The sequence below is a fragment of the Stenotrophomonas sp. 22DLJC03 genome, assembly GCF_056861405.1.
On record NZ_JBSPUG010000011.1, the window covers coordinates 21485 to 27495 of the forward strand.

Consider the following 6011-nt stretch of genomic DNA (forward strand, 5'->3'; position numbering starts at 1 on the left):
CCTTCAATGACTCGCGGCAGGTACATCCGCCATCGGCGGCTGGAAGCGGCGCAGGCGCAGCGCATTGCCCAGCACGAACACGCTGGACAACGCCATCGCACCGGCGGCGAACACCGGCGACAGCAGCACACCCCAGACCGGGTACAGCACGCCGGCCGCCACCGGAATCAATGCGGTGTTGTAGGCAAAGGCCCAGAACAGGTTCTGTCGGATGTTGCCCAGCGTTGCCTTCGAAAGCGCGATGGCATTCGGCACGCCCTGCAGGTTGCCCGACATCAGCACCACATCGGCCGACTCCACCGCGATATCGGTGCCGGTCCCGATGGCCAGGCCGACATCGGCCTCGGCCAGCGCCGGCGCATCGTTGATGCCGTCACCAACAAAGGCAACATGGCCATGAGTGGCCTTCAAGCGGCGCACCGCCTCGACCTTGCCTTCCGGCAGCACTTCGGCCACCACTTCATCGATACCCAGCTGGCGCGCGATCGCCTGCGCGGTACCGGCGTTGTCACCGGTGATCATCGCCACCTTCAGGCCAAGCTGATGCAGCGCCGCGATCGCGGCCGGCGTGCTCGGCTTGATCGGATCGGATACTGCGATGATCGCTGCCAGGCGTCCATCGATGGCCGCGTACAACGGCGACTTGCCCTGCGCGCCGAGTTCGGCCGCCAGCGCCGCAAACGCGGTGATATCCACGCCAAGATCGCGCATGAAGCGATCGGCGCCGACCTCTACCCGTGCGCCCTCTACGCTGGCGCGCACGCCCATGCCGGTGACCGAATCGAAATCGACCATCGATGGCAGCGCGAGGCCCTGCTCGGTGGCTGCATCGACAATGGCGCGGGCGATCGGATGCTCCGAACGTGATTCCACGGTGGCGACCGCGGCCAGCACTGTGGCGCGATCAAAGCCGTCGGCGATCTCCAGGTCGGTCAGGCGCGGCCGGCCTTCGGTCAGCGTGCCGGTCTTGTCCACCGCCACTACCTGCGCGTCCTTCAGCAACTGCAGTGCTTCACCCTTGCGGAACAGTACGCCCATCTCGGCGCCGCGGCCGGTACCGACCATGATCGACGTCGGCGTGGCCAGGCCCATTGCACACGGGCAGGCAATGATCAATACCGCCACCGCATTGACCAGCGCGAAGCTCAGCGCCGGCGATGGGCCGAAGATCAACCAGACCGCGAAGGTCGCCAGTGCGGCCAGCATCACCGCCGGCACGAACCACAGGGTGACCTTGTCGACCACCGCCTGGATCGGCAGCTTCGAGCCCTGTGCCTGTTCGACCATGCGGATGATCTGCGCCAGCATGGTCTGCGCGCCCACCGCCGTGGCACGCACGGTCAGTGCACCTTTCTGGTTGACCGTGCCGCCCACCACGCTGCTGCCCGGCTGCTTCTCGACCGGAATCGGTTCGCCACTGATCATCGACTCGTCGATGTAGCTACGGCCCTCGATCACCTCGCCATCGACCGGCACGCGCTCGCCCGGGCGCACTTCCACCACATCGCCGCTCAGAACCTCGTTGACCGGAATCTCGATCGTGCGGCCGTCACGGATCACATGCGCGACCTTGGCCTGCAGGTTGACCAGGCGCTTGATCGCCTCGGAGGTACGGCCCTTCGCGCGCGCCTCAAGGAAGCGGCCGAGCAGGATCAGCGCGACGATCACCGCCGCTGCTTCGTAGTAGACGTTCACCGTGCCCGGCGGCAACAACCGCGGTGCAAAGGTCGCCACCACCGAGTAACCGAACGCTGCGGCGGTACCCACCGCCACCAGCGAGTTCATGTCGGGTGCCAGCCGCAGCAGTGCCGGGAAACCCTTCTGGTAGAAGCGGCGGCCGGGAATGGCCAGCACCAGCAGGGTCAGTACGAACTGCAGGTACCAGCTGGTCTGCATGCCGATGGTGGCCATCACCCATTCGTGCATGCCGGGAATCAGGTGCGAGCCCATTTCCAGCACGAACACCGGCAACGCAAGCGCGCTCGCCACGATCAGGTCGCGCTTCAGTTCGGCGCGCTCGGCATCCTTCTTTTCGGCGGCCTCATCATCGGACTGCACGCCGGCCTCGATCAGACGTGCGGCGTAGCCGACCTTGTCGATGGCCGCCACCAGCGCGTCCGCGGCTGCCACGCCGCGCACCGTGGCGCGTTCAGTGGCCAGGTTGACGCTGGCCTGGCTGACGCCCGGTACCGCCAGCAGCGCGCGCTCGACGCGACCGACGCAGGAGGCACATGTCATGCCCTCCACCGCCAGCTCGACGGTGGCGGCCGGCACGTCGTAGCCCACCCGCTCCACCGCCTGGATCAGCGCGGCACGATCGACCGGTCCGGACGCGCGGATATCCGCCCGCTCGGTGGCCAGGTTCACCGAGACACTGCCCACGCCTTCAACCTTGGACAGTGCCGCTTCGACACGGCCGACGCAGCTGGCGCAGGTCATGCCCTCGATGGGTAGGCTGATGGTGGCCGAGCTGGCGGGGACTGCAGTGGCGCGGGGCGTGGTCATGATCGGATTCCCGGGGTTCCTTCTGGATGCGGACAGGCTAAACCTTGCCATCGTGGGAAGGTCAAATCCAGCCACCCCGGGGTTCATGAAGGGGTCCATCCACGCATGGCGTGGATCTACCGAGCGGACGGGGACGCCTTGCGGATCAAGGCCCGACGCCCCCGCTGTCCACCTCAGAAGGTGAACACGTACTCCAGCGCGAACTCGCGGCCAACCGCGCCGAGCAGGCGGGTCGGGGCGAAGTCATAGTCCAGCTTGTACGGATCCTTATGGTTCCAGCTGGCCGAATTGAACACGTTGTTGACGTAGACATTGACCTTGGCGCGTTCGGTCACCTGGTAGCCCATGTTGAAGTTCCAGGTGATGAACGGGCCGACCCGCCCGTAGTAGCGCGTGCTCTGCTGGCCGGCGTTCGGGTTCGGATTGGGCGAGCCATCCGGACGCGTCGCCGGCTCCAGGCAATTCAACGACGGGCTGTCGCTGGGCACGTAACCGTCAGCGAACGGCAGGCAACCACCAGGATTGTTCAGGCGATCGGTGCCCCAGTGATAGCGAACGCCCGGCACCGAACCAATGCGGTCGGCATAGACGTTGGCGTTCCAGTTGCCACGCTGCCAGGCGAGGCTCGCACGCAGCTTGCTGCGCAGGTCGCGGTCGCGGCGTTCCGGATTCGGATCGTTGGCGTAGCGCTGTTCCTTGGTCGATACCTGGTTGGTGTAGTTCAGGCCGAGCTGGAAGCTGCCCCACTGCGCGGTTTCAAGGCGATAGCGCGCGGTCAGGTCGATGCCGCGCACTTCGCGGCTGGCCAGGTTGAACGGGCCGCGCTCGATCGATACCAGGCGACCATTGCTGTCACGGTTCACCCGGGCCAGGATGCCGGCGCAGTATTCACCACCGGCCGGATTGGCCCACGGCGTACCGTCCATGTTCTTGCCGGTCAGGCAGCCCGCTTCGCTGGCCAGCACCTCGTCGGCGCCAACGTCGACGATCATGTCTTCCAGTTTGATTGCCCAGTAATCCGCACTGACCGACAGATTGGGCATCACGTCCCAGACGAAACCGACCGTCCACGAATCACCGGTCTCCGAGCGCAGCAGCGGCGTGCCACGCCGGTTCACATCGAACGTGTACCAGACATCGGTATTGCCCACGCCACAGTTGTTGACCAGGTACGCGCCACTCTGGATGCAGCGCAGGCGGTCATAGGTCTGCACCTCGGAGCTGCTCGGCTGGCCGAGCAGGTAGTGCATGTCCGGCGCATGGAAGCTGGTGGCATAGGAGCCACGCACCAGCAACGACTCCACCGGGCGCCATTCCAGGCCGACATTCCAGGTGGTCTCCTTCTGGCTGCCGATGTCCAGCGCTTCGCCGCTGTTGTCAGCCTTGTAGTTGCCATAGCGGTCATAGCGCGCGGCCGCAGTGGCGGTCACGCTTTCCAGCAGCGGAATCTTGAACTCGACGCCGGCCGAATAGCGGGTGCGCTCGCCGCCACCGCGATCGACGTTCTGCAGGTCGAAGTCGATGCCGGCGCGTGGATCGGGACTGAGGTGATAGCCCTGTTGCGCGACTTCAGCCACCGCCGCGAACGAGATCGGGCCGGCCCAGCCCTGGAACAGTTCGCCGGTGATGTCCGCCGAAGCCTGGTTGACCCATGAGGACGCACGGTTCTTCGCCACCGTGCCCATCTGCCAGTACTGGTCCGGCGTCAGCGGGTTCCACCAGCGCGATTCGTTCAGTGCGTAGATCGCCTCGCCGTCGGCGGTGGTGCCCAGCTTCGGGCCGAGGAAATAGTCGTACGACTTCTGCTTGTCGACCACGTTCTGCCGCTCTTCAACGCGGTAGTAGGAACGGCCCACCGTGGCGCTCCAGTCGAAGCGATCGGCCAGGCGACCACGCAGGCCCGCACTCCAGTCCCAGGACAGTTCGCGGTTGGTGTTACGCAGCGTGTCCAGGCCGCCCACCTCGTTCGGAGTGAACTGGCGCACGCCGAGGATCGGGCGGTTGCGGTTGGCATCCCAGTAGTAGCCGTTGTCATCGTCGATCAGCGACACGCTGGGCGGATTGGTGCCCCATATCGCTTCGGAGCGGTATACCGCCAGGTTGGTCCAGGCCTGCAGGTCGTTGCTGAAATCGAAGGTGGCATACAGGTTGCCGGACACGTTCTCGGCACCACCGGTGAGCAGCCAGTTGGCGTAGTCGGCGCTCATGCCGCACAGGCGGCCGGTGTTGGTGATGGTGTTGGCGGCGTAGTTGTAGACCAATCGATCGGCGGTGTAGTACTCGCCGTCGAATTTCTCGCAGGTGCCGGTGGGCGGCGCCAGACGCTGGCCGGTGGTGGGATCGATCAACGCCAGGCCGGCGGTGGGACGGAAGCCGACCTTGCGTTGTTCCATGTTCCAGGACGGGTACGGCGCATCATCGGCATCGTCCATCTGCGGGCGGTCACGGCCGAACAGCGGATCGCGCTTGGTGTACTGCAGCGCGTAGGTCACGCTCCAGTTGTCGCCGGTCTTGCCGCCGGCCCAGGACAGATCCCAGGTATCGCGACCGCCTTCGGTGGAGGTTCCGCCGCGCACGCGCACTTCGTCGCCGTCGTAGTTCGTCTTCAGGATGACGTTGACCACACCGGCGATCGCATCCGAACCGTAGATGGCCGAGGCACCACCGGTCAGCACTTCGATGCGCTCCACCGCAGCAGCGGGAATGTTGCCGTAGTTGGAGAAGTTAGTTTCGCCACCGTAGGGCAACGGGTAGTCGGCCACGCGGCGACCGTTGACCAGCAGCAGCGAGCGGTTCGGGCCCATCCCGCGCAGGTTCAGGCCGCTGGCATTGGGCGTATGCGATCCCCACTGCGAGGCGGCTTCAACGGTGCCGGTGGCTTCAGTGAGCGTCTTCAGCGCGTCGTACACGCTGACGAAGCCTTCCTTCTGGATCTGTGCGGCGGTGATCACGTTGACCGGTGCCGGGCCCTCAACGCTGGCGCGCTTGATGCGCGAACCGGTGACGGTGACCGCGTCGAGATCCTTGGTGGACGAACTGGCGGCCTCCTGCGCGCTGGCCGCCAGGGGCAACAGGGCCAGGATCAACGCCTGGGACAGCAGGTGACGACGCTTGCGAACGGACTGAGCCATGGGTGGTTGCTCTTCGAAAGTGTGGACGCACGGACGGTTGGTGGCGCGGCTCTACGGCTGATCCGGGCACCTGGATCGGTTCAAGACCGATACGGCGCCCTCCCCTGTGGATCGATCCAAACTAAAGCACAGCTGAACCATGCCGGGCATGCGGCGACGCAGCAAGACGCGGCGCAATGCCGTTATCGGCTGCAGGTATCCAATACAATCAAAGGGTTGCGAAACATCGCTGAGAAAACGGCGCACACGTCAATGACACGATCGCGACAATCGTGCGCGGAACGGATTTGTCCGCGTACGGCAGCGGGTCGTTGTAGCAACTGTCTTGTCAGGCGGAGGCCATCTGGGCCTCCGCATCCCTTTTGCGGGCGTTGA

General features: G+C 65.3%; 2 protein-coding genes. Both read right to left on the reverse strand.

All coding sequences use genetic code 11. From position 1 onward, the window contains the following. Window positions 1-3: 3 nt before the first annotated feature. A complete protein-coding gene (locus AC13GA_RS20395; protein WP_253079272.1) occupies window positions 4-2505 on the reverse strand; it encodes a heavy metal translocating P-type ATPase in 2502 nt (833 codons plus the stop codon). Between the two features lie 173 nt (window positions 2506-2678). Then, window positions 2679-5636 (reverse strand): TonB-dependent receptor plug domain-containing protein, encoded by a 2958-nt coding sequence (locus AC13GA_RS20400; protein WP_482998841.1) that lies wholly within the window; start codon window positions 5634-5636, stop codon window positions 2679-2681. Window positions 5637-6011 lie beyond the last annotated feature (375 nt).

Excerpts from the sequence above, each read along its gene's own strand:
- AC13GA_RS20395 (WP_253079272.1), bottom strand. The coding sequence starts at position 2,505 with ATGACCACGCCCCGCGCCACTGCAGTCCCCGCCAGCTCGGCCACCATC.
- AC13GA_RS20400 (WP_482998841.1), bottom strand. The coding sequence starts at position 5,636 with ATGGCTCAGTCCGTTCGCAAGCGTCGTCACCTGCTGTCCCAGGCGTTG.